Below are 23,569 nucleotides of genomic sequence, written 5' to 3'. Positions count from 1 at the left end.
TATATAAAATAACGTAAAATGAATGAGGTAAATTGAAATCGTCACGTTACCAAAATTTATTACAAACCTTATCTATCAATAATTTCAAAGAACGAAATTTAATTTTTATGGTACACTAATGATTCGATATTATTTTTAAAAATATCGAATAGCGAACACTGAATGTCGAATATCGAAGTTTTATTTAAAGAATAAGCCTACCATCTTTCAGCATAACCATCGGGTCGAAGGTTGCAAAATCGGCTTGATGAATTAAAACAGTTTCGATGCGTTGCGGTCTGCCATCGCCTTCCTTAGCATGACAAGCAATAATATTTATTATTTCATTTGGCAATCCGACTTTTGCTGCAAGTATTGCACCTGAAATTGGATGACGTGCACATTTTCCGGCAAAGCTTTTTTTATATTCTCCGTTTTTAAGTTCAAATTCATTGAGTTTTCCGACATCGTGTAACAAGCCGCCGGCATAAATATAATCCATATTAATTTTAAAAGGAGGTTTGTAGGTTTCAATAATTGCTTTTGCAAGTCCTGCTGCTCCTTTAGTAACGGCAATTGTGTGTTCGATTAAGTTTATGCTTTTGCAGTCGGTTAAAAGCGTGAATGGTATTTTTTCGAGTTCTGCGGGTTTTGTCCATCCTCCTTCTTTTGCAGCAATTACCCATATTTCAAGAGTTTTTTCTTTTATTTTTTTATCATTTATTTTTTCGAGTAATTCTGCAAATACTTTTGAAAAATAATTTTCCATAATTATTAAAGTTAATTTTCCTATTATATCTGCGGATAATTAGGTTTATATTTTCTGCAGCCGAAAACAAAATTCATTCCGAAAAATACGTTTGCAGTTTTTACTGTTTCAGGAAACATAGCACCGTAAAAATTATCAGTAACAACAAATAGCTGCCAGAAGCCAAAATTAAAGCAAATACCTGCACCTATATTCAAATAACTTCTGTTAAGTATTGAATAGCTTAGAGTTGCACTGAAGAACCTGCATAATCTGTCGTTCATAGAAAAAGTTAATGCGGAGTGATAAGATTTATTAAAAAATTCACCACGATACAATAATCCAACATTACTTGTTTTATTCAATTGATATATTCCGGTTAAATAAATTTTTGTATTAAGATAGGTAGTATATTTTTTAGTTGTTTTTTCAAAGTTAACGCTCTTTTGAATAGAATCAAGCATTATATCATTTGAAGATTTTTTAGTAGTATCTTTACTAATAAAATCATTTATATCTATTCCTTCAAATTTGAATTCCGATTTTTGAATTATCAAATTCTGAGGATTGAATTTCCATGTTATAAAACCAAGGTCAATTACACTTGCTGCTACAGTTATTTTTTGATTTAATTTATAATTTCCGCCGAAATCAAGTGCATAGCCCTTGTTTTTATTATTCTTATAATAATTCTCCCAGTATTTTTCGGAATCAATGACTTTTGGCAAGCTTATTTGACCTTCATTAACATTTATAGGTATTGGAAGGGAAGTATTAATTTTTAATCCTGAGTTGAGTGTAAGATAATAATATGTTGGGTCGGTGTACAAACCAAAATTATTATTTTCAGTAAAAACATTTCCTAAACCATAAAGAAGTTTAGGTCTTATACCTACAGTTAATTTTTCATTAACTTTTTTTGCAATGTCAACAGCAAACTCTTTATAATGTGTAAAATTTATTCCGAAGCTGCTCAAATCAATTGTTTTTCCAAGAAATTGAGTATTCCCTTTTGCAGCCAATAGCATAAAATCTTTAGGATAACTAAAGCGAAATGACATTTTTTCAACGATACTGAAATTCACATAATATTTTTTCTTAATTTTTACTCCGAATGAAAAATGTTCTATTTGAAGGTCTAAAGAAATATAATTCCTTTTTGATAATTTTTTGAGAGCATTATCAATATCAGTATATAACGAATCATCGGAATGTAATTTAATAATATCGTTATACTTGAATCCGGTATGACTCACATTTAAAAAGAAAGTTGGAGTAAATATACGTGGTGAATATTTCATATTAAGACTTTCAAAAGCAGATTTAGGAACTATAATAGGTAAACTTATATGAAAACCATAACAAGGAATAAAAGATGGATTTGTATAATTTGATTGCGGAATAGAAGACATCAAATGCGTAGTCAAACTATTTTGAGAGGTTGCCGTTCCGATAAAACTACAAAATAAAATCGTAAACAATAATTTTTCGTATATTTTTCTTATCATAAAAAATATTTTTATAGTTGTAAAAGTATTCGTTAATAACTCACATCAAGTTGTACCTGAGCTGACAGTTTTATATCCAAAATGTAATTATTGTAAATTCTGACTCTGAATAACGGATTATAAATAGTATTGATAGTTGCTCTTATGAACATATTATTGCAATTTTCAATTTTTTCAAGTTTATCCTTTTCTACAAGAATCTCGGTTAATTTTAATTTAGGTGTTGTAACTCTGTAATTAGGAGAAGGTCCTTGTATTGCTCCATCAATTATTTTGTCAGTCGAGTTCAATATTAAAGAATCTACAATATGATATTTATTTCCAGCTATAGTATCAGTAAAATAAATCTGCATAACTGCATCAAGGGGAAACCAGTTTTCAGCATTAACTCTGAATTTTATCCATTTTAAATCCTTAATATCCTTACTTAATTCTGTAACTCCAAAAGGCATTGTATCTTGTATAATAAACTTTCCACAAAAATCGGATAAAGGAATTTCAATTTCAAAGTCAACTTTAATTTTGCTTGTATCAAGTACAAAATTCGGTGATGATACTCCCAATGGATTTGTGTTGGCAATAATATCGTAAAGAAATTTTTTTGGCGAAATATTTATTGCATCGGCAATGTTTGAGTTTCCTTTGTTAAGGAGAACTGATGTAAGAACACTTTGTCCGATTTGCGACATGGTAGGGTATCCGATAGTTAAAGGGTTATTTAATCCTGTTCCACCTATGTTAATAGTATTCGGTGCATTAACAGAAGAATATACCTGTAATTTATTAAAAGTTGTTTTTACAGGAATTCCAAAAGAATTATAAACATTAATTTTTAATTTAGGGTCGTCTACCTGCATAGAGCCATTGAAATTGTTTTTAAAAACATGAAGAAGGATACTATCCTGTCCGAGGCTTATCGTTCTTTGTCCTAAATAACCAAACATTCTCAAATACTGAACAGCTATTAATGAAGTTTCAAAATTAAAATCATAAGGAGATGTATTAGTATTATTATCACCATAACCTGTAATTTTTATATTAACTGCTAATTGATTCGTAGGAGTAAAAGCTATAGTATATCCTGTAAGGTCAAAATCTCTGGTAATGTCAACAGGTAATGAGCCACTGTATGTATAATGAATTGTAGTTTTAAAAGCAGTACCATTTTTTAAAACATTAGGAAGCGTAACATCAAATTTTGCTTGATGATTGTAATTTGAAGAATTTAAATGAAATCTAAGTGTTCCGCTTTTTACTGTAATGCTGTCAAATTGTTCACCGTTTGTGGTAGTTAGGGAAAATACAGGGTTGTAATTTGTAAATGCACTATCACCAACAGGTAAACCAAAAGGTAATGTAAAATTATAGTTATTTGAAAAGGTTTGGTCATCAATAGTAGAAAAAACATCTTTTGCATATTTTTCAAAAACATTACTTTTATAAAATAAGGTTACAATATTACTGGCATCTGTTTTAAAAAATTGATTAGCACTAGAACCAGAAATAATATCTTCAATTGAAAGTTTGGAATGAACCAATGGCAACGACATGTTAGGGTCGTATTTATTTGTTGATGCAAATTTATTTTTGAAGTCAAAATTTTCTTTTCGGCATGACGGCATCAAAAATAAAAACAAAACAAAGACATATAAAAAATCTGTTTTCTGAATTTTTTTAATCATAATCAATGAATTTTTTTTTAAAAATATAAAATAAAATTGAAACAACAAAAACAAATCAATCTAATATAATGTTATTTATAAAATAATCTAAAGTCAAAATTAAAAACTTATCTGCCGGCTGGTAATACTTAATTCTGGAAGAAAGAAAAATTGCAGTCATCAAATATCTAACATATAACTTATAACTTCACTAACCTGAATTATTCATAAACTTTTAACAATCATAGCTGCGAGCTACAAGCCACGAGCTACGAGAAAAAAAGAAATTAACAACAAACTACAAACCACAAACAGTTTAAGTTTTTTGTGAATAATGCAGGCTAATATAACACAACATGCCCATAACAATAGTTTGTCTAAAATATATTTCTTTTCTGACAATTAGCAGTAACAACTAAATTCCAAAACTTTAAACCTTAAACTTCAAAATTGTTTTATAACTTGTTCATAAAAAAAATTGATTTCAGCGAGCGAAAATATTAATTTTGCAGGCGTTTTGAATATTCAGTTTAATTTTTAATTAAGTATGAAATAATGAAAAAAATATTTTTTATAATGCTATTAAGCATAGTTGTTAATTCTGCATTTGCAATAAGGTTTTATGAATTAAAAGCAAATGATATTAAAGTATATGAATTTTCCACATACGATATTTTTAATAACATGCTTACGGATGGAGAATCTTTGGATTTACTTTCTTTTGAAGCGGTTTATGAAGAGAACAAAGTTATATTATACTGGTCAGCACCATTTGAACAAAATATTGATTATTATATTTTGCAACGTTCCGACAATGGCAATAATTTTGAAACTTTAACAACAGTAAAAAGTACAGGTAGTAATAATAAAAGCATAAAATATTCTGTGATAGATGATAATCCGCCAGCAAAAGTTGTAATTTATTATAGGTTGAAACAGACGAATACAGATGGTTCCGGAATATATAGCGAAACTTATATTGCAAGAGCAAATAATTATTATTCGCAGCTTATGATTACTCCTCCTGTTTTCAGCGGTAAAAGCATCGAAACAAAAGTAAAAAACCTGAAAAATTCCATGGTACTTGTTGAAGTTGCGAATATTCTTGGAGCTACATATTACTCACAGGCATTTGAAACAACTCCTAATTTTACAAAAATTAATATTGAAGTGTCATATCTTAAAAAGGGCGATATATATTTTCTGAAAGTAAGTAATGGACAGGAAACTATAACAAAGAAATTTGTTTTCTAATTATAGAATGCAAATTTAATTACTTTATTTTATAAAACAACACTTTTTTCAAATTTCATAATTTTATCTACTGTAACTTGCAAGCAGATTGGCAAAGCCATACAAGCCAATGTTACAACCAAAGCTTTGTAAAAGAGCTTGCAAAATCAATGCAAAGAAAAATTGTTATTAAAAAATTTCCCGACCTCTTAATAACAATAAATAATTTTTCAAAATATATTACATTCCATATCTATCAATAATTTCCTGTTTTGTTTTACCAAGAATTTCAAATTTCTTACCAACTTTAGTGAATGCCTCCAGAGCTTTTTCAAGATGATGCATTTCATGACCGGCAGAAATCTGTGTTCTTATTCTTGCTTGACCGTTTGGTACAACAGGGAAGAAAAATCCAACAGCATAAATACCTTCATCAAAAAGTGCTTTTGAAAAATCCTGCGCTAATTTAGCATTGAAAAGCATAACAGGAACAATAGGAGTGTCGCCTTCTTTAAGAACAAAGCCAGCTTCGGTTAATCCTTTTCTCCAGAATTCAGTATTCTTTTCAAGCTTATCTCTTCTGTCGGTACTTTTTGAAAGAATATCAAGAACTTTCAGAACACCGGAAACAACCACAGGTGCAATAGTATTTGAGAAAAGATAAGGACGTGCTTTCTGACGGCACATTTCCACAAGTTCTTTTCTTCCCGAAACGCAACCGCCGGATGCTCCGCCAAGTGCTTTACCGAATGTAGTTGTTATGATATCAATCTTTCCGACAACACCATACTTTTCATGAGTGCCTCTGCCTGTTTTTCCGATAAAACCGGATGAATGAGAGTCATCAACTAAAAGCATTGCATCGTATTTTTCGCAAAGAGCAACCATTTCATCTAATTTGGCAGTATCACCGTCCATTGAAAACACTCCGTCGGTAATAACCATTTTGTTTCTTTTATCAGAATGAAGCTGGAGTTTGCTTTCCAGATGTTCCATGTTCTGATGTTTGAAGCTATCCTGCATTGCACTGCAAAGACGAACGCCATCAATAAGTGAAGCGTGAATCAAGCGGTCGGAAATCATTACATCTTCGTCTGTAAGCACAGCTTCAAAAACGCCTGCATTAGCATCCATGCATGAAGGAAAAAGAATAGTGGCTTCTGTTCCCAGAAACTCCGTAATCTTTTGTTCCAGTTCACGGTGAATGTCCTGTGTGCCGCAAATGAAACGCACGGAAGACATGCCATATCCACGGGTTTCGAGTCCATCATGTGCAGCTTTAACAATTTCCGGATGACTTGAAAGACCGAGATAATTATTAGCACACATATTAATAACTTTCTTAACAGCCGCACCTGCCGGAAATTCAACTTCGATATCAGCTTGCTGAGTAGAATGTATGTATCTTTCCTGTTTTAAAAGACCTTTATCTTGCATGTCTTTTATTTGTGCCTGATAGGTGGCTCTAACTTTATCGCTATAACTCATATTTTGTCTCCTTTAAATTTAATTAATTAATTAGTGTCTGTCCATAAAGTCAAGAGTTTTGTTCAGAATGTTCGAGCTCGAGGCTTTCGGAATTTTATAAATCAGGAGTTTACTATATAGTAAATGACTGATTTATAAAACGAGAGTAACGAAGAAATCGGACATTCTGGACAAACTCTAATTAACCTACAAATTCGAGTACTAAATCAGTAATTTTATTTACTGAGTCAAATGCTTCAGGTGAAGCTTTTTCGTCAGGAATTGAAATCTTGTATTTGTTTTCAAGGAATCTTTTTAAAGAAACCATAGAAAATGAGTCAACTATACCACCTGAAATAAGAGGGGTGTCATAAGTTATTTCATCGCTTTCGTCTTCAACGTATTCCGCAATAACATATTCTAATACTATGTCTTTAATTTCGTCTCTGTTCATGTTTTATTTTCTCCTTTTATTTTAAGATTTATAATTATATTAATTAATGTCTGTATTTGATGAGGTTAAGAATTTCAACATTGCAATTTTTACTAATGACTAATGTCTTATTGACTAATGACTTTTTTAGTCGTTTTCTAAACTTGAAATATCGCCTATTTCTTCTCCCCATTCTTTAGCATGCAATATTCGTCTCATAATTTTACCACTTCTTGTTTTAGGAAGTGAATCTACAAATTCGATTTCCTGAGGCATTGCAAGTGGTGAAAGTTTCTTGCGAATAAAATTCATAATAGTTAACTCCATGTCATTATCGGCTTTGAAACCGGGCTTTAAGGTAACAAATGCCTTAACAACTTCCATGTTTACATCATCGGGCTTTGAAACAACTGCCGATTCGGCAACAGATTCATGTTCCAAAAGAGCTGATTCAACTTCAAACGGGCTAACCAAATGTCCGCCTGTATTTATAATATCATCGTCTCTTCCGATAAACCAGAAATATCCGTCTTTATCAATAGTTGAACGGTCTCCGGGTAAATACCAGCCGTTTTTAAATTTGTTTTTATAAGTTTCTTCATTGTTCCAATAAGTTCTCATCATTGAAGGCCAGCCGGGTTTAAATGCAATAAGTCCTATCTTTCCTTCTTCTGTAATTGGCTCGTAAGTATCCGGGTCAATAATTGTACCTGTGATTCCGGGAAATGGTTTACCCATGGAACCTGGTTTGATTTTCATTCCCGGATAATTAGAAATCATTATTGAGCCGGTTTCTGTTTGCCAGTAACTATCATGGAATTGTTTACCAAAAACTTTTTCTGACCAAACAACAGCTTCGGCATTAAGTGGTTCTCCCACACTTGCCAAATGCCTTAAAGAAGAGAGGTCATATTTTTTAATAACTTCATCTCCTGCTTTCATCAATGAACGAATGGCAGTTGGTGCAGAATACCAAACGGTAACTTTATTTTTTTCTATAAACTTGTACCATGCTTCAGCAGCAAATCCGCTATCAAGAACACATTGAGTAACTCCTGAACTGAATGCGCCGATAATTCCGTAAGATGTTCCTGTTACCCATCCCGGGTCGGCAGTGCACCAGTAAATATCATTTTCATGAAGGTCTAAAACCCATTTTGTAGTCAGGTATTGAGAAATTAGTGAATAATGAACATGTTTTACTCCTTTGGGTTGTCCTGTTGTTCCTGAAGTATAATGAAGTATTGATGGTGATTCTGCTTTTGTCGGATAAACTTCAAAATTTTCAACCGGTGTAGCTTCATCCATATTGAATGCAACTTCTCTTTCACGAAGAGGATGTTTGCCGTCATAATCAACAATAATAATATGTTTTAAGAAAGGCATTTGAGCTACTATTTTTCTGACTTTTGCAATATGTTTTCTCTGAGTGAAAATAGCAGAAGTTTCAGCATTTTCTAATCTTACTAATAATGATTCTTCGCCAAAAGCTGAAAATAATGGTTGTGCTATTGCTCCGATTTTTAAAATACCGAGTAAACCAATGTAAAGTTCCGGTACTTTGTCCATAAACAAACAAACTCTGTCTTCGTTTTTAATTCCTAAATTTCTTAGAAAAGCTCCAATGGTGTTGCTTGCCAAGCGAATATCGTTATAAGTATATTTCTTTTCAACTCCACCAAGTCCTTCCCACAAAAGAGCAAGCTTGTTCCCTTTTCCCATCTGACAGATTCTATCTGTACAATACCAGCCAATGTTAATTACATTACCTGGTTTGTAGTCAAGTTCTTTTTCGGAAATTGACCAATCAAAATTTTTAATTCTTTCATCATAGTTACCAATGTTTGACATAATTTTTTCCCCTTTCTATTTTTCTAATGTTATAATTGCGGTTACTAAATTTTTTATATGTGATAAAGAAACATGAATATTATTTATTAATTGTTTTTTACTGAATTCCTTTGTTTTTCCATGTAAAATGACTTCGGGTTTACCAAGTTCGTTGTTTAAAATTTCTATTTCAACAAAAGACATTCCGTCTCTCCAACCTGTTCCTATTGCCTTAAAAAAAGCTTCTTTTGCTGCAAAACGAGCAGCGTAATGTTGGGCTTTATTCTTTTTTGATTCACAATATTTAATTTCTCTTTTTGTAAAAATAGTTTCTTTAAAGCCCTTACTATTTGAAATCTGATTTTCGACTCTTTCTACTTCAATTATGTCAATACCTGTTCCTAAAATCAAGATTTTTTTATTTTAAAAAATTACTTGACAAATTTAAAAATAAAAATAAATAAAAAAAATAATTACCAATTTATTTCACACTTTATCCAATGGATAAATAATATTTTGAAGTGATGAAAAGAGTAAGCTTCGAAAGAATTGAATTTTCCTTTTAACAAATTTATTGTAAAACTTCATTAGCGTACCATAAAAAATAGAATTATTGTTAATCGAGTATGATTCTTTGTGTCCTTAGTGTCCGTCAGCTGACGGATTGTGAACTTTGTGATTATCTTTTTTTTACCACAAAAAACACAAAGGATTACGCAAAGTTCACGGAGTTTAAAATATAAGCTATTTCGTGAAATCGTCACGTTAATATTAATTTCTATTTTCAGCAGATAGCAATGAATTTAACAACTTTATTTTTATATTTTTTACTTTAAGTACTTTAGGCACTTGAAGTACTAATTTGTTAAAATATTTTTATATACCTTTGCACGAAACTTCAATTTATGTTATTAAATTCTGAAAAATTCGCCGGTGAAGGATTAACTTACGATGATGTGTTGATAGTACCTGCATATTCCGAAGTTCATCCAAAAGAAGTAAGTACAAAAACTGTATTTACAAAAGAAATAAAAATTAACATTCCTATAGTATCTGCTGCGATGGATACAGTAACCGAATCAACACTTGCTATTGCAATGGCGCAGGAAGGTGGAATAGGAGTTCTTCATAAAAATATGTCAATTGAAGAACAAGTTGAAAAAGTCAGAAAAGTGAAACGTTCCGAAAACGGAATGATTTACGACCCCGTAACATTGCCTGAAGAATCAATAGTTATAGATGCTCTAAAAATGATGAAGGAATTTAAAATCGGTGGAATTCCTGTAGTAAATAAAAATAATGAATTGGTAGGAATTGTTACAAACAGGGATTTACGTTTTGAAAAAAATCTCGAACGTCCTATAACCGAAGTTATGACTAAAGAAAACATCATTAAAACCACAGAGGTTATAGATTTGGAAAAAGCAGAAGATATTTTACAACAATACAAAATAGAGAAACTTCCTGTTGTTGATAAGAAAAATAAAATTATAGGACTTATTACATACAGAGATATTATTAAAATGAAAGAAAGGCCAAATGCCTGTAAAGACAGCAAAGGTCGCTTACGAGTTGCGGCAGCAGTTGGTACTTTTGCGGAAGCGCATGAAAGAGTAGCTGCACTTGTTAAAGCATCTGTTGATGCAATTGTTGTTGATACAGCACACGGGCATTCAAAATATGTTTTGGAAATGGTAAAAAAAATAAAGAAAAATTACCCCGAAACTCAAGTTATAGCAGGCAACATAGCTACACCCGAAGCTGCAATGGATTTAATTAAAGCAGGAGCTGATGCGGTGAAAGTAGGAATCGGACCTGGTTCCATTTGCACTACAAGAGTTGTTGCAGGTATTGGTGTTCCACAATTACATGCAATTTATACAATAGCTAAGGCAATAAAAGATACAGGAATTCCGATAATTGCCGATGGAGGAATAAGATATACAGGTGATATAGTAAAGGCAATTGCTGCCGGAGCTCACTCGGTAATGATAGGTTCTTTGTTTGGAGGAGTTGAAGAATCGCCGGGCGAAACAATTATTTTAGAAGGAAGAAAATATAAAATATACCGAGGCATGGGCTCAATAGAGGCAATGCAAAAAGGTTCGAAAGACAGGTATTTCCAGGAAGAAGAAGATGATATAAAAAAATTAGTTCCCGAAGGTATTGTTGGCAGAGTTCCTTATAAAGGAACATTGGCTGAAGTTATTTATCAAATGATTGGCGGGTTAAAAGCAGGAATGTTTTATTCCGGGTCAAAAGATATTGAATCGCTGCAAAAAGCAAAATTCATCAGAATCACTCATGCCGGAGTTGTTGAAAGTCATCCACATGATATTGTTATTACACGCGAATCTCCTAATTATTCAAGATAAATAGTTTGTAGTTTGTGGTTCGTAGTTTGTTGTTATTTTAACGACAAACTACAAACGACAAACAAAATAACATTTTCAAAATGACCACTGAATCCGAAGAAAAACACGATGCGTTTGCAGTATTAAAAATAAAAGATTTCCGTTATTTTGTGTTGGCACGATTCACGTTGACATTTGCTATTCAAATGCAATCGACAATTGTAGGATGGCAGGTTTATGAATATACAAAAGATGCTTTTTCATTAGGATTAATAGGATTGGCGGAAGCAATGCCTTTTATGGGAATTGCTTTACTTGGTGGTCATTTTGCAGATATTTTCAATAGAAAAAAAATAATTGTTATATGTGATTTTGTTTATTTCTTGTGTGCTTTGTCATTGTTTTTCATCACTTATAAGTTTTCATATCTGCTCAAATTACATGGAGTATTTCCGATTTATTCAATAATATTTTTAACAGGAATAGCGCGCGGTTTTCTTTTTCCATCGCAAACTGCTTTAATGGCGCAGATAGTACCGAGAAATCTTTATGCCAACTCATCAACATGGAATAGTTCTACATTTCATATAGCTATGGTTATTGGGCTGGCTTTTGGAGGATTAATAATCGGGTTTTTTGGAATTGATAAAGCTTATTTAGCCGTTGTTGCTTGCGTGTTTTTAAGTTTATTGTTTTACTTAAAAGTTAAGAGCAAACCAATGCCAAAAAAAGAAAAGGACGAATCATTATTTGAAAGCTTGGCAACTGGAGTTAAATTTGTTTTTAAAAATCAGATTGTACTTGGTGCTATTTCACTCGATATGTTTGCTGTTTTATTTGGTGGAGCAGTTGCTTTATTGCCGATATTTGCAGCCGAAATATTAAAAGTAGGACCTCAGGGTTTTGGCTTTTTACGCGCTGCACCTGCTTTTGGTGCGGTCATTATGGCAATGTTTTTAGCATATAAACCACCTTTGGAAAATTCAGGTAAAAAACTTTTAATTTCAGTTACAGGTTTTGGGCTATGTATTATCTGTTTCGCTTTATCGAAAAATTTTTATCTTTCATTATTTTTGCTTGCCTTGAGTGGAGTGTTCGACAACGTGAGTGTTATTATTCGCCAAACAATAATCCAGCTTTATACACCAAATGAAATGCGAGGAAGAGTAGCTTCTGTAAACAGCATTTTCATTGGTTCTTCAAATGAAATTGGTTCTTTCGAATCGGGTTTGGCTGCACGCCTTTTAGGATTAATCCCTTCGGTTATTTTCGGTGGCAGCATGACTTTGCTCGTTACGGGAATTGCAGCGAAGTTTGCGCCTAAATTGCGAAATCTGAATCTGAAAAAAGATATGTAGGGTTAAACAAAAAATCACAACTGTAAACTGAATACCATGCGAGGAACAGTCGTAAAATCAACAGGAAATATTTTTATTGTAAAAGGCGAAAACAATAATCGTATTGAATGTAAACTTCGCGGAGCATTTCGTTTGAAGGGGCACAAAAGCACTAATCCGGTTGTTGTAGGCGATTATGTTGATTTTATTTTTGATGAAGAACAAAATACAGGACAAATAACCGAACTTCTCGACAGAAAAAATTTTATAATACGTAAATCTGTTAAGCTTTCAAAACAAACCCATATTATTGCCGCAAATATTGATACTGCTTTTCTTTTAGTAACATTAACTTTACCAAAAACGCCATGGAATTTTATTGATAAATATCTTGCAACATGCGAAGCATACCATATTCCGGCAGTTCTGGTTTTTAATAAAATTGATATTTATGATGAAAAACTAAATCAGAAACTTCGGGAAACAATTGATATTTATGAAAAAATAGGATATAAGTGCATTTCTGTTTCAGCAACTGAAAACATAAATCTTGATGAATTGAAATTGGAGATGAAAAATAAGACCTCTTTGTTTTCTGGTGTTTCAGGAGCAGGAAAAACAACAATAATAAATAAAATCGAACCAAATCTGAATTTAAAAACATCAAATATATCCGATAGTTATTCTAAGGGAGTTCATACGACAACATTTTCGGAAATGTTTGAATTATCATTCGGCGGATACATAATTGACACGCCAGGAATTCAGGAATTTGAAGTTTTAGATTTCGAACTGTATGAAATAACTCATTTCTTTCCCGAGATGTTTAAATTACTTTCGCAATGTCAGTATAATAATTGCATGCATGTCAGCGAGCCGAACTGTGCTGTTAAAAAAGCTGTTGAGGAAGGAAGTGTAAGCGAAAGCAGATACAGGAATTATATAAATATTTTGAATTATGTGAAGGAATTAAAAGAAAAGGAATTCAAAAAATAGTTTAAAGTATAAAGTTTAATGTTTAAAGTTTTTCTAAATTTTGAATTTTCCCGTGAAAAAATTTTTATTTTTTTTCTATTGAAATGATAATATAATGTGATTTCGGGATTATAAATTCCGGAATTTAATAATTAGTTTTAAAACATTACTGAAAAATTTAAATATAGCGAATACAAAGAGTGATTTTTTAACTTTAAACTTCAAACATTAAACTAATAAAATCATGCGTGCAATAATACAAAGAGTTTCCGAAGCATCGGTAAAAATTGAAAACAAAATATCAGGTGAAATAAAAAATGGATTACTTGTTTTTGTTGGTTATGAAGATGCAGATAATGATGAAGATATTGATTGGCTTTGCAGAAAAATTGTTCAACTGAGAATTTTTAATGACGATAATGGAATAATGAATTTACCGGTAATCGAAGTAAATGGTGGTATTTTATTAGTAAGTCAGTTTACTTTGCATGCGAGCACAAAAAAAGGAAACCGCCCTTCATACATAAAAGCGGCAAAGCCCGAAACGGCAATTCCACTTTATGAAAAAACAATTTTAAAATTTAAAGAATATTTAGGAAAACCAATACAAACAGGCATTTTCGGTGCCGATATGAAAGTGTCGCTTATAAACGATGGTCCAGTTACAATTTATATTGATACCAAGGAAAAAGAATAAATCTCCACTAAGTAAAATATCATATAAATTTTTGTAACTTTTTATTAATTAATTAAGTATAAATAACTACTTTTTATTATTATTTATTTAAATTATTTTATGATAAACCTCAAGCTTGATATTGACAGGGTGCTTGATTTTATTACCATGAATGATATTAATGCATATCAGTCGCAAATGGATTTGCATTATACATCATTGCTCGAAAAAACCGGAAAGGGAAAAGAATTTCTGGGCTGGCTTAATATTCCTCAAAAAACAACAGAGCATTTCTTAAATAAAGTAAAATTCGATGCCGAAGAAATAAAAAAGAGAGCAAAAATTGTTGTTGTAATCGGAATTGGTGGTTCATATCTCGGTTCAAGAGCTATAATTGAAGCATTGAGTCATAATTTTGCATCATTAAAAGAAAGGGAAAATCCATATATTATTTATGCCGGCAATAATTTAAGCGAGGATTACATGGCGGATTTACTCGATATTCTTGATAAGTATGAATATTCGATTATTGTAATTTCAAAATCGGGAACTACTACGGAGCCGGCAATTGCTTTCAGAATAATAAAAAATCATCTTGAAAATAAATACGGAGAACAATCGGCAAAGCACAGAATCATTGCTATAACTGATGCAACCAAAGGAGCATTAAGAAAATTATCGGGAAAAGAAGGATATTTGAGTTATAAAATTCCTGGTGATGTTGGAGGACGTTTTTCGGTGTTGACTTGTGTGGGCTTGATTCCGATTGCAGTTGCTGGTTTTGATATTAAAAAACTGATAACAGGTGCAAAAGAAATGCAGGAATTTCTGACTTCTACTTCATCAATTAAAGAAAATCCTGCTGTTATGTATGCCGCTGTGAGAAATGCTTTGTATCAAAAAGGAAAGACAATTGAAGTGCTGGCAAATTATTCACCCAATCTTTATTATCTTACAGAATGGTGGAAACAGCTTTTCGGAGAAAGTGAAGGAAAAGAGAACAAAGGCATTTTACCTGTTGGTATGAACTTCACTGCCGACCTTCATTCTCTTGGACAATATATGCAGGAAGGATTAAGAAATATTTTTGAAACCGTTCTATCGGTTGAAAATTCCAATCGCGAAATATTTATCCCGATGTTAAGTGATAATTCGGATGAACTGAATTATATAGCCGGAAAGAGTTTGCAACATGTTAATAAAATGGCTAAAGCAGGAACCATGTTGGCACATGTTGACGGAAAAGTTCCGAATATTCATATTTCCATTCCTCAGTTAAATGAAGAAAATTTAGGTCAGCTGATTTATTTCTTTGAGTTTTCATGTGCGCTCAGTGGGTACATGCTTGGCGTAAATCCTTTTGACCAGCCCGGTGTAGAAACATATAAAAATAATATGTTTGCACTTCTTGAAAAACCCGGGTTTGAAAAAAATAACAAATAATATTTAATGGGGCAGTTATTAAATTATTATTTTTCTTAATGCATCTTCAGAAGCATATTGTTCGGCTTTTTTCTTTGAAAAATCAACTCCTTTTCCTTTTATATTTTTATCAATAAGAACATTTACATGAAATAATTTACTTCTGCCTTTCCCTTCTTCTTTTTCCAAAGAAAATTCAACGGTTTTCCTTTCTTTCTGAGCCCATTCGATTAAACGGCTTTTAAAATTCAATTCCGTACTTTCAAGTTCTTCAATGTCGATATGATATTTAATAATTCTTTTTATTATTGTTTTTTTTGTAAAGTTATAACCCTTATCGAGATATATTGCTCCGATAAATGCTTCAAAAGCGTTTCCGCTTACAGAGCTTTTGTTACTAATGGAAACTTTATCTATAACAAGAAGTTTACCAACACCCATTTTTTCAGAAAGTTTATTAAGATTATCACGGCTTACTATTTTTGAGCGCATTTGAGTGAGAAATCCTTCTTCTTTATATGGAAATTTTTTGAAAAGATAATCAGCTATTACTGCACCAAGTACGGCGTCACCAAGATATTCCAGCCGTTCGTTGCTGTTTTTTATTCCTCCGTTCAGTTCGCTGGCAACCGACCTATGCCGGAAAGCCATTTTATATAAAAAAATATTACCGGGATAAAATCCGATAATATTTTTTATGGAATTTGCGATTTTTCTTTCTTCTACAGATAATTTTTTTAAAAATTGCAGCAAAATAATTATCCGTTAAATTTTCTGAATATCAAACAAGCATTATGTCCACCGAAACCGAAACTATTGCTCATAGCTGTTCTTACTATTCTTTTCTGTGGTTCATGAAAAGTATAGTTTAATTTTGGCAGTTGAGGGTCGTCGGTAAAATGGTTTATTGTGGGTGGTATGATATCGTTTTGAACAGCGAGAACTGAAACAATTCCTTCGGTTACACCGGCTGCACCAAGCAAATGTCCTGTCATTGATTTGGTTGAGCTTATATTTAATTTATAAGCATAATCTCCGAACAAATTAACTATTGCTTTTGTTTCGCCTATATCGCCTAATGGAGTGGAAGTTCCGTGTACATTAATATAATCAATGTCTTCAGGTTTAAGATTATTGTCTTCAAGTGCACTTTTCATAACAAGAACGGCACCTGCTCCTTCGGGATGAGGTGCAGTTATATGATGTGCATCGGCTGACATTCCTCCTCCAACTATTTCTGCATATATTTTTGCTCCACGTTTGATAGCGTGTTCCATTTCTTCAAGTATCATAGTTCCGCCGCCTTCGCCAAGTACAAATCCGTCTCTGTCGAGGTCAAAAGGGCGTGATGCAGTTTCGGGGCTGTCATTTCTGACAGAAAGTGCCTGCATCGAATTAAAGCCGCCTACTCCGGCATCGTTAATGGCTGCTTCCGAGCCGCCGGTTATCATTACATTGGCTTTGCCAAGCCGGATATAATTATAACTGTCAATTATGGCGTTTGAAGAAGAAGCACAAGCTGATGTGGTTGTGAAATTAGGTCCTCTGAATCCGTATTTTATAGAAATGTGTCCGGCAGCAATATCTGCTATCATTTTTGGAATGAAAAACGGACTAAATCTTGGTGTACCATCTCCTTTTGCATAAGAAGAAATTTCTGACAGGAAAGTTTCCAATCCGCCGATTCCCGAACCCCATATTACTCCGGCTCTGTCCAAATCAAGATTGGCAGGTATTAAACCGGCATCAGTAACAGCTTCTTCGCTTGAGGCAACTGCATATTTAGCATAAAGGTCGTACTTTCGTGCTTCTTTTCGGTCAAAATACTTTTCAACCTCAAAACCTTTTACCTCACAAGCAAATTGTGTTTTGAACTTTGTAGGGTCAAATTTAGTAATGCGTGCAGCACCACTAACACCATTAAGCAGATTCTTCCAGAAATCCGGAACATTGTTACCTAATGGAGTCACTGCACCTAATCCTGTAACGACTACGCGTTTAAGCTCCATAAGGGCGATTTTTTTAAATGCTACTTGTTTTGATTAGTTTCGATATAAGTTATTGCCTGACCAACTGTACTGATTTTTTCTGCCTGATCATCAGGAATTGCAATATTAAATTCTTTTTCAAATTCCATAATCAATTCTACAGTGTCAAGTGAGTCTGCGCCCAAATCATTGGTAAAACTTGCTTCTGTTGTTACTTCACTTTCATCAACACCTAGTTTATCAACGATAATGGCTTTTACTTTTGTTGCAATGTCTGACATAGTTTTTTATTTTTTAAGTTAAACGGCTGCAAAGGAAAAAATTTATATTATTAAAAACAAATTTTTTTTATTAACAATTCTGTTTTCTTAAAAAAAAATAATACTTTAGTTCAAAATTTCAGAAATTGTTTTTATTTTATTTTATGATATTTTTACTAGAAAATCAATTTGTTTGCCCCAAACCCTAAAGGGTGCAAATTGATTTTCAACACACCCTTCAGGGAGGGGGCAAATGTTGAAAATCAATAATTTTTAAAGTTTATAAATAAAATAAAAACAGTTTCTGAAAGTAATTTAAATAAACATAATGACTAAACATATTGCTATATTTGCATCGGGGAGTGGTACTAATGCTCAAAATATTATTAATTACTTTAAAGACAGTAGTATTGCTGAGATTTCTCTTATTTTATCGAATAAGCCGGACGCTTATGTACTTGAACGTGCCAAAAAATATGATATTCCCTCATTCATATTTACAAATGAAAATTTATTTAATTCTTGTGTTGTTATAGATAAATTAACTGAATTTAAGATTGACTTTATTGTTTTAGCCGGATTTCTTTTGTTAGTTCCTCAAAACATAATTGATAAATACAGAAATAAAATTATCAACATTCATCCTGCATTATTACCAAAATATGGTGGCAAAGGAATGTATGGAATGAAAGTTCATAAAGAAGTAATTGAAAATAAAGAAAAAGAATCGGGAATTACTATTCATTATGTTAATGAAAAATATGATGATGGAAGTATAATTTTTCAGGCAAAATGTAATGTTGAAAAAAATTATTCACCCGAAATGCTTGCCGAAAAAATTCATGAACTGGAATATGAACATTTTCCTGCGATTATTGAAAAGCTTGTTAAAAAAAATTAAGTGCTATAACGTTTTGTATTAATAAAAATGCCACAGATTCAGATTAAATATTTTATTGTTAAATTGCTTAATTATTAAATTGTTGTTTTTATCCTTTGTAACTGTTGGTGATTAATTTATAACAATTTAGCAATAAAACAATTAAACAATTTTATTTCACCAAAAGTAAAATTATTAACTATGTAGTAGTGTTATGTCAAATTTATGATGTTAAAAATTAACTTATACATTGTAATATGTTTCTTCTAAATTCCGCTTTAATATTAATTATTTTGGTTTTAATTTTTGTTGTTTACAAAAGTTTTAATATATCGAAAAAATACAAGAAAAAAATTGAAGAGCTTGAAGAACATAATGAGAAACTTAATTATTTTTATAATGCAGCAATAGATGGCATTTTGCTTCATGATGAGGGTAAAATTTTGCTGGTAAATCACGCATTGACCGACATTACAAATTATTCTTCCGATGAATTGATAAAATTAAATGTGGCATCAATAATTTCTGCAAAGCCAATAAAAAAGGAAGAAAAAAATCCCGATAAAATTTATAGTTATGAAACCATTGCTTTCAGAAAAGATAATACAAGTTTTCCTGTTGAAGTTCAGGAAAAATTTGTTGAATATAAAGCCAGAAAAGTAAACACAACAGTAATAAGGGATTTGACTAAACACAAAGAAGTTGAAAATGCCTTGAAAGAAGAAAGAATAAAGCGTTTGTCGAATTTATTTGACGGGCAGGAAATCGAACGTCAGCGATTATCAAGAGATTTACACGATGGACTCGGACAGCAATTAATAGCGCTGAAGCTTAAACTCGAAAGCACCGTTAACGCAAGTTTTGAACGCACAATAAATACAATAAACGAGGTTAAAACACTTTTTGATGGCTTGATTAACGAAATAAGGCAGATTTCAAGCGACTTGATGCCGCCGGTATTAAAGGATTTTGAACTTGAAGTGGTGTTGAAAAATCTTTGTGAAAATATTTCAAAAGGAGCAAAAATAAACATATCATTTGAATCAAATGGAAATTTTTCGCTGCTCGATAAAAAATCAAAAATTTATTTGTACAGAATATCACAGGAAGCAATGAGCAACATTGTAAAATATTCACAAGCTACATCAGCAAGTGTTTATCTGCTCGAAAGCAACGAATTTATTCAATTGATTATTGAAGATAACGGAAAAGGTTTTAAATTTGACGAAAATTTTAAAAGTCGCGGAAACGGAATTTTTAATATGCGAGAGAGAATTAATTTACTTAACGGAAAATTTAATTTGACTTCTTCAATAAATAAAGGAACAATATTGACAATTAAAATCCCTCTAACAACCGATAAAGTATGGAAACAATAAAAGTTTTTTTAATAGATGACCATCAGATTATACGTGATGGCATAAAAGCTTTGTTCACCGATGTGAAAAATATTGAAGTAATCGGTGAAGCATCAGAAAGTAATGAAGCAATTGAAAAATTAAGAACAATAAAACCAGATGTAATAGTTACCGACATTTCAATGCCTGATATTTCGGGTATCGAGCTTACACGAATAATAACAAATGAATTTCCAAATTCAAAAGTTTTAATTCTTTCGATGTACACCAATGACGAATTTATTTTTAATGCAATAAAAGCCGGAGCAAAAGGATATCTTCATAAAAATACAACAAGAAAAGAAATACTTGATGCGATTTATACAATTTATAATGGTAATGAATATTTCAACGAATACATTTCGGAAATAATGCTTAAAGGTTATGTAAAAAAAGCACAGGAAGAAGAAAAATCGCACGATAAAAAAGAAGTATCACTTACAAACAGAGAAATAGAAATTCTCAAACATGTTGCCGAAGGCAACAGCAATCAGGAGATAGCCGACAAATTTCAGATAAGCATAAGAACTGTCGAATCGCACAAAAATCATATAATGCAAAAGCTCGAACTTAAAACAACCGTTGAAATGGTTAAGTACGCTATAAAAAATAAAATAGTTGAAATATAAAATAGTACTTGAAGTACTTAAAACTATTACAACATACGTATTTCGAAAATATTGATTAGTTAATTAAAAGAATAAAAATGAACATATACAATTGCCATACACATTCTTTTACATTAGACCATGTTCCGAATAGATTATTCAAAGTATTGCCTCTTAACTTTGCCCGAAAAACAGGATTTTTTAAATGGTTAATGAAAAATCTTCCGAGAATTTTTAAAAGAGGAAATGATATTCTCGACCGCTATGCATCGTTGCTTGCACTTATTAATGAAAAAAATCAGGAAGAAGTTTTTGAAAAAGTTTTAAACTCATATCCGAAAGGAACAAAATTTGTTTCACTTACAATGGATATGGAACACATGAGTGCAGGAAAACCTGCTGTTCCCTTTATAAATCAACTTGAAGAACTTGCTGCACTGAAAAAAAAATATAAAGATATTTTACTTCCATTTGTTTGTGCTGATGCAAGAAATGAAAACGTTACAGAACTTGTAAAAAATTTTATTTTAAACAAAGGATTTCATGGAATAAAACTTTATCCGGCACTTGGTTATTACGTATTCGATTACCGGCTGCACGAAATATATCATTTTGCAATTGAAAACAATATTCCGATAATTGCTCATTGTGCAAAAGGTGTTATTTACGACAGAGCTAAAATAACCGATACTGCGAGAATACATCCGGTAACAGGTCAGATATTTAATGAAAAAAAGAAACGAAATTTCACGACACATTACGGGGACCCTATAAATCTTGAATATTTACTGAACACTCATAAATTGCAGATTTATATGGATAAATTTTGCAATGGTGCAAAAGCACCAGATTTCAGTAAACTTAAAATCTGCCTTGCTCATTTCGGCGGAGATGATGAGTGGGGAAAATACCTAAATACACCGTGGAACCCTCTTGCAAACAATTTGCCGGAAAATACAAACTGGTTTTCGGAAATTCGCGATTTGATTTACAAATATGATAATGTTTACAGCGATATAAGTTTTTCTTTAGCAAATGAAAAGATTTTCCCTCTTTTAAAAATTATGCTTGAAGAAGGTCGTATTGCAGCAAACGGAAATATAACAGAAGAAGAAAAAAATAAAAAGAAATTAAGAGAAAGAATTCTTTTTGGAACCGATTATTTTCTGGTTGAACAAAAATCAACAGAAAGAAATCTTGTTGTGAATTTAAGAGCTTTCATAAGCGACAGAAACTTTATTCAAATTGCCGAAAAAAATCCGAAAGAATTTTTGTCAAATAAAATAAATAATAAGTTTGTTGTTTAAAATGTTTGTTGTTTGTGGTTTAAAATAAAAGCAGATTCTTTCAATTTTGTTCTCTTTAATATAAACAAAATTGCTAAGGTATTTTCCTATGTTGAATAAACTATAAACTCTTTAAACAATAGATTCTAAGCATTACAAAATATATTAAATAACACTATTGTCCGGTTAAATTTTGTTTGCATTATATAATTTCGTGCCTACGGTACTTTTTTAGCCTCGTTAGAGGCGACATTTTGGTAGAAATAAAACAAGTCAGAAAAGTAAGCCCCGTAGGTGGCGACATTATACCAATGCATTGAAAACAGGACATTATAACATGAATTAAATTATTTTTATCGGACAATAGTGATTAAATAATTAATTAGTGCCTGCAAGAAAACTATTATATTTGTAGCTTAAACCCTGACAGGGATATTCTAATAAACTAATTTTAAAATAAAAAGCTTATGGCAAAAAAATATCTATGGCTCCTTGACAACGGTCATGGCAAAACTACACCTGGTAAACGTTCTCCTAAACTTGATGATGGAAAACAATTATTTGAATATGAATTAAACAGGGATATAGTAAAACGAATAAGTGAAAAATGTAAAGATGCCGGCATTTATTATAATATTATTGTTCCCGAAGTTGATATTGATGTTTCCTTAACTGAAAGAGTTAAACGTGCCAATAAACTTGTAAGCAGTATTCCGAAATTATTTGTTTCAATTCACAGCAATGCTCAGGGAAACGGCAATACATGGGGAACAGCAAGCGGAGTAGAAACATATTATTTTGCTTCTAGTTCCAAAGGGAAAATTCTTGCAAGCACATTTCAGAATAATCTTATTGAAACATTGGGATGGAAAAACCGTGGTGTTAAAACCGCCGATTTTTATGTCATTGAATATACTTCGATGCCGGCAATTCTCACCGAAACAGGATTTTATACAAATAAAAATGAATGTTTGAAATTACTTGATGAACAATGGCGCGATAAAATTGCACAGGCACACTTTAACGCAATGCTGCAAACAGAAAACTTATAAAATTCAGAAGGAGATTTATGAAATGAAAAAACAAATTTTAGTTATAATATTTTTTATATTCTTTAAGTCATTTTGTTATTCACAAAATAATCAGGATATACCAAAAGCAACATTAGCGGGTCTTACAAAAGGAGAACTTTCTTTAAAAGATATTCTTGCCCAGGAAAAACTTGGAACAACTACCGGACAGAAAATTATAAGCTTTTCGCTTTGCTTTGTTTATCTTGATACATTGCGAATGTTTGAAAGTAATTCGGATATTATCACAAAAAAAATGAAAGAAAAACTTGCAATTGTACCAGCCGAAACAAAACTCTATTTTGATGATTTGATTATTAAAAATACTGACGGCACTAAAAAGACACTTCCTCTACTTGTTATTAAAGTAAAATAAAATTTGTGGTTTGTATTGCAGAAAGTCAATAGTCATTGGTCAATAGTAAAACTTCGAAATTTAACATTCGGTGTTCAATAT

22 protein-coding genes are annotated in these 23,569 nt (G+C 31.7%); 12 read left to right on the top strand and 10 right to left on the bottom strand.

Translation table 11 applies throughout. The features are described from left to right. Positions 1-184: 184 nt before the first annotated feature. The 3 genes from WC223_12400 to WC223_12390 are packed head-to-tail and all read right to left on the bottom strand — an operon-like array spanning position 185 to position 3,917. Positions 185-748, bottom strand: a complete 564-nt coding sequence (locus WC223_12400) for an HD domain-containing protein (GenBank protein ID MFA6925038.1) — start codon at positions 746-748, stop codon at positions 185-187. Between the two features lie 23 nt (positions 749-771). Then, complete coding sequence (locus tag WC223_12395; GenBank protein MFA6925037.1) at positions 772-2,235, bottom strand: DUF5723 family protein; 1,464 nt, start codon at positions 2,233-2,235, stop codon at positions 772-774. 32 nt (positions 2,236-2,267) lie between these two features. Continuing rightward, on the bottom strand, positions 2,268-3,917 hold the full coding sequence (locus WC223_12390) for a hypothetical protein (GenBank protein MFA6925036.1): 1,650 nt from the start codon (positions 3,915-3,917) through the stop codon (positions 2,268-2,270). 534 nt (positions 3,918-4,451) lie between these two features. Here WC223_12390 and WC223_12385 point away from each other — a divergent pair. Next, entirely contained in the window at positions 4,452-5,150 is a 699-nt protein-coding gene (locus WC223_12385) for a T9SS type A sorting domain-containing protein (protein MFA6925035.1), read from the top strand. A 219-nt stretch (positions 5,151-5,369) separates the two neighbouring features. On the opposite strand, the gene WC223_12380 is transcribed toward WC223_12385, so the two are convergent. The 4 genes from WC223_12380 to acpS form a co-directional block, all read right to left on the bottom strand. After that, entirely contained in the window at positions 5,370-6,617 is a 1,248-nt protein-coding gene (locus WC223_12380; GenBank protein MFA6925034.1) for a glycine C-acetyltransferase, read from the bottom strand. A 181-nt stretch (positions 6,618-6,798) separates the two neighbouring features. Next, positions 6,799-7,050 (bottom strand): acyl carrier protein, encoded by a 252-nt coding sequence (locus tag WC223_12375; GenBank protein MFA6925033.1) that lies wholly within the window; start codon positions 7,048-7,050, stop codon positions 6,799-6,801. 126 nt (positions 7,051-7,176) lie between these two features. Then, on the bottom strand, positions 7,177-8,880 hold the full coding sequence (gene acsA, locus WC223_12370) for an acetate--CoA ligase (GenBank protein ID MFA6925032.1): 1,704 nt from the start codon (positions 8,878-8,880) through the stop codon (positions 7,177-7,179). Between the two features lie 15 nt (positions 8,881-8,895). Further along, positions 8,896-9,270 carry a holo-ACP synthase gene (acpS, locus tag WC223_12365; GenBank protein ID MFA6925031.1) on the bottom strand — a complete coding sequence of 125 codons (375 nt, stop codon included), beginning with the start codon at positions 9,268-9,270 and terminating at the stop codon, positions 8,896-8,898. A 494-nt stretch (positions 9,271-9,764) separates the two neighbouring features. Between acpS and guaB the strand changes: the two genes are divergently transcribed. The 5 genes from guaB to WC223_12340 all read left to right on the top strand — a co-directional run bounded on the left by guaB (position 9,765) and on the right by WC223_12340 (position 15,644). Further along, positions 9,765-11,234 (top strand): IMP dehydrogenase, encoded by a 1,470-nt coding sequence (gene guaB, locus WC223_12360; protein ID MFA6925030.1) that lies wholly within the window; start codon positions 9,765-9,767, stop codon positions 11,232-11,234. Between the two features lie 80 nt (positions 11,235-11,314). Beyond that, a complete protein-coding gene (locus WC223_12355) occupies positions 11,315-12,571 on the top strand; it encodes an MFS transporter (GenBank protein MFA6925029.1) in 1,257 nt (418 codons plus the stop codon). A 36-nt stretch (positions 12,572-12,607) separates the two neighbouring features. Next, positions 12,608-13,546, top strand: a complete 939-nt coding sequence (rsgA, locus tag WC223_12350) for a ribosome small subunit-dependent GTPase A (GenBank protein ID MFA6925028.1) — start codon at positions 12,608-12,610, stop codon at positions 13,544-13,546. Between the two features lie 223 nt (positions 13,547-13,769). Then, positions 13,770-14,222 (top strand): D-aminoacyl-tRNA deacylase, encoded by a 453-nt coding sequence (gene dtd / locus WC223_12345; protein ID MFA6925027.1) that lies wholly within the window; start codon positions 13,770-13,772, stop codon positions 14,220-14,222. A gap of 99 nt (positions 14,223-14,321) precedes the next feature. After that, the gene (locus WC223_12340; GenBank protein MFA6925026.1) at positions 14,322-15,644 is read left to right on the top strand and encodes a glucose-6-phosphate isomerase; all 1,323 of its coding nucleotides are present in this window, start codon (positions 14,322-14,324) and stop codon (positions 15,642-15,644) included. An 18-nt stretch (positions 15,645-15,662) separates the two neighbouring features. Here WC223_12340 and rnc read toward each other — a convergent pair whose 3' ends face one another. The 3 genes from rnc to WC223_12325 are packed head-to-tail and all read right to left on the bottom strand — an operon-like array spanning position 15,663 to position 17,892. Further along, entirely contained in the window at positions 15,663-16,376 is a 714-nt protein-coding gene (gene rnc, locus WC223_12335; protein MFA6925025.1) for a ribonuclease III, read from the bottom strand. Positions 16,377-16,381: 5 nt separating this feature from the next. After that, the gene (gene fabF / locus WC223_12330; GenBank protein ID MFA6925024.1) at positions 16,382-17,632 is read right to left on the bottom strand and encodes a beta-ketoacyl-ACP synthase II; all 1,251 of its coding nucleotides are present in this window, start codon (positions 17,630-17,632) and stop codon (positions 16,382-16,384) included. Between the two features lie 20 nt (positions 17,633-17,652). After that, complete coding sequence (locus tag WC223_12325; protein ID MFA6925023.1) at positions 17,653-17,892, bottom strand: acyl carrier protein; 240 nt, start codon at positions 17,890-17,892, stop codon at positions 17,653-17,655. Positions 17,893-18,199: 307 nt separating this feature from the next. Between WC223_12325 and purN the strand changes: the two genes are divergently transcribed. From purN to WC223_12295, 6 genes are all read left to right on the top strand, one after another. Next, positions 18,200-18,772: a phosphoribosylglycinamide formyltransferase gene (gene purN / locus WC223_12320; GenBank protein MFA6925022.1), complete on the top strand. Its 573-nt coding sequence runs from the start codon at positions 18,200-18,202 to the stop codon at positions 18,770-18,772. Between the two features lie 272 nt (positions 18,773-19,044). Then, the gene (locus WC223_12315) at positions 19,045-20,130 is read left to right on the top strand and encodes a PAS domain-containing sensor histidine kinase (protein ID MFA6925021.1); all 1,086 of its coding nucleotides are present in this window, start codon (positions 19,045-19,047) and stop codon (positions 20,128-20,130) included. Then, positions 20,118-20,777, top strand: coding sequence for a response regulator transcription factor (locus WC223_12310; GenBank protein MFA6925020.1), 660 nt, complete (start codon positions 20,118-20,120; stop codon positions 20,775-20,777). The genes WC223_12315 and WC223_12310 overlap by 13 nt, the downstream gene beginning before the upstream one ends. A gap of 77 nt (positions 20,778-20,854) precedes the next feature. Further along, positions 20,855-22,063 carry an amidohydrolase family protein gene (locus WC223_12305; protein MFA6925019.1) on the top strand — a complete coding sequence of 403 codons (1,209 nt, stop codon included), beginning with the start codon at positions 20,855-20,857 and terminating at the stop codon, positions 22,061-22,063. 446 nt (positions 22,064-22,509) lie between these two features. Continuing rightward, positions 22,510-23,094, top strand: coding sequence for an N-acetylmuramoyl-L-alanine amidase (locus WC223_12300; GenBank protein MFA6925018.1), 585 nt, complete (start codon positions 22,510-22,512; stop codon positions 23,092-23,094). Between the two features lie 22 nt (positions 23,095-23,116). Then, positions 23,117-23,488, top strand: coding sequence for a hypothetical protein (locus WC223_12295; protein ID MFA6925017.1), 372 nt, complete (start codon positions 23,117-23,119; stop codon positions 23,486-23,488). The last annotated feature ends 81 nt before the right edge of the window (positions 23,489-23,569 follow it).

It is taken from the genome of Bacteroidales bacterium (assembly GCA_041671145.1).
Classification (GTDB): Bacteria; Bacteroidota; Bacteroidia; order Bacteroidales; family JAHJDW01; genus JAQUPB01.
This window is presented reverse-complemented; position numbering and strand designations above follow the sequence as displayed.